The sequence below is a fragment of the Levilactobacillus parabrevis ATCC 53295 genome, assembly GCF_001434055.1.
GTDB classification, from domain to species: domain Bacteria; phylum Bacillota; class Bacilli; order Lactobacillales; family Lactobacillaceae; genus Levilactobacillus; species Levilactobacillus parabrevis.
The window spans coordinates 1-2,089 of the sequence record NZ_AZCZ01000086.1; the positions used below are offsets into that span (position 1 = coordinate 1).

At 44.7% G+C, this 2,089-nt stretch carries 3 protein-coding genes; all 3 read left to right on the plus strand.

What is annotated here, in order from left to right; translation table 11 throughout:
• Window positions 1-86: 86 nt before the first annotated feature.
• A complete protein-coding gene (locus tag FD07_RS11795; protein ID WP_020089635.1) occupies window positions 87-269 on the plus strand; it encodes a hypothetical protein in 183 nt (60 codons plus the stop codon).
• Window positions 259-627, plus strand: coding sequence for an IS66 family insertion sequence element accessory protein TnpB (gene tnpB, locus FD07_RS11800; protein ID WP_020090538.1), 369 nt, complete (start codon window positions 259-261; stop codon window positions 625-627). The genes FD07_RS11795 and tnpB overlap by 11 nt, the downstream gene beginning before the upstream one ends.
• 65 nt (window positions 628-692) lie before the next feature.
• Window positions 693-2,089: IS66 family transposase (tnpC, locus tag FD07_RS11805; protein WP_056990133.1), on the plus strand; the 1,397-nt coding region annotated here is incomplete at its 3' end.

A 2,089-nucleotide genomic window follows, 5' to 3' on the forward strand; every position in this document is an offset into this window, starting at 1 on the left:
GTAAGCACCTAATAACTGACCGTCTATGATTGGTGGTAAATCCACGATATGATAACCTCATCAAATAAATTGGTGAGGTTTTTATTATGGAAAAACAAGACATCGTTCAAGTCCGAATGCCACGTGAGGCTGCCGGAACAACGCCAGTTGTTCCCAGCCGGGCAATTCAGTTGAAAATTGGTAAGAACAAATCAGTAATCATCTACAATAAAGCCAATGGTTACATCGTTGATGCTGTTCTTAAGGCGGTGTTCAATGATGCTCATTGACCCGTCTAAAATTAATCAGGTCTATATTGTCTGTGGGAAAACCGACTTACGTCGTGGTATTGATGGCTTGGCAGCTGTTGTACAGGAACAATTTGAGCTAGATCCATACAATCAGGCTCTTTACCTGTTTTGTGGTACCAGAAAGGACCGCTTCAAGGCTCTTTATTGGGACGGTGATGGATTCCTCCTTTTGTATAAACGGCTAGAAAACGGTCGACTTCAGTGGCCGACCAATCAAAATGCCGTTCGTCGCCTTAACTTTAGACAGTTCAAACTCTTACTAAGTGGGTGGTCGCTTGACGCGACTGTCCACAAAGTCAGGACACCTCGGCACGTAAACGTCGCCACGGAAAGATAGCTATTCATTTCCAGAAGGCTATGGTAAACTCAAAAGAAATCGATACAGAATGGGTGGGATTGCCAATGACTGCGGAACAGGAACAAATCGCCATGTTAACCGCAAAGGTAAAAGAACAGGCTGAAATTATCGATTACCTAACGAGAAAAATGTTCGGCCAAAAGTCAGAGCAGGTCGATCCTAATCAGTTATCACTTCTGGAAGAAGATGACCGTGTTTTTACCGAGCCAGAGCAAACTGGCCAAGAAAACCAAACAGATCAAGTACAGTCAACGAAAAAGCGTAAAAAGACGCGGCAAGAAGTCTTAAGCCGTGATTTACCTGTAAAGATTACTTTCGTTGATGTCGAAGACAAGCTGTGTCCGCACGGACACAGCTTAGTTTTAGTGGGCGAAAAATTTGTTCGCGAACAACTATACTTCCAGCCAGCAAAGTTGTACCGTGAAGAAATTCACGCTCATACATATAAATGCGTCGATTGTGAGAGCATTGATGGCCTCGCTCATTTGATACAAGCACAAGTTTCAAATCCAGTGATTCCTCACAGCCTTGGTTCGGCTTCGGTAATTGCGGAAATTATCCATCAAAAGTACGAGCAAGGCGTTCCCCTTTACCGACAGATAAAAGATTGGCAACGCCTGGGAGTCAACCTATCTGAGACAACACTGGCCAATTGGATGATCAAGTCTGGGAAATTGATGAGGCCACTTTATGAGCTGATTAGAAAAACATTGATGGCACAGAGCTGTCTACAAGGCGATGAGACACCCATTCAGGTTCTGCGAGAACCTGGAAAGAAAGCCAGCTCCAAGTCTTACATGTGGGTAGCAAGGTCGGTTCGGAAGTCTCCGATTCAAGCAGTGTTATATGCGTATGGTAGTACTCGTTCAGGGACCTTTGCCCAAGACCTCTACCGAGGTTTTAGGGGTACTTTCCAATGTGATGGGTATTCTGGCTATAACAGTTTAGGAGACTCGGTCACTCGAATTGGCTGTTTCGCCCATGTTCGGCGGAAGTTCTATGACGCAGCAAACGTTAAGGGAAGAATTCAAATGAGTCGTCCCTTAAAGCTACTGGACAAAATGTTTGCGCTTGAACGGGAATGGCAACACTTCTCTCCACGTTCTAGGAAGCGTCGGCGACGCGGCAAATTGCGAGGCCTGCTTAATAAATTCTGGAGATGGATTGATCAGGCAGATGAGCTGCCAAAAAGTCAGCTTGGCAAAGCAATTACCTATGCCCAAAATCAGCGAGCCACATTGAATAAGATTATTGAGCACGGTGAGTTTGATTTCAGTAACAACGCCGCTGAACGTAATATGAAGAGTCTAGTGATTGGCCGAAAAAACTGGCTGTTCAGCACTAGTCCAGCTGGAGCAAAGGCTACAGCTATTTGGATGACTTTGATTGAATCGGCCAAAACAAATGGTGTTAATCCACGAGACTACATCCTTTATCTTTT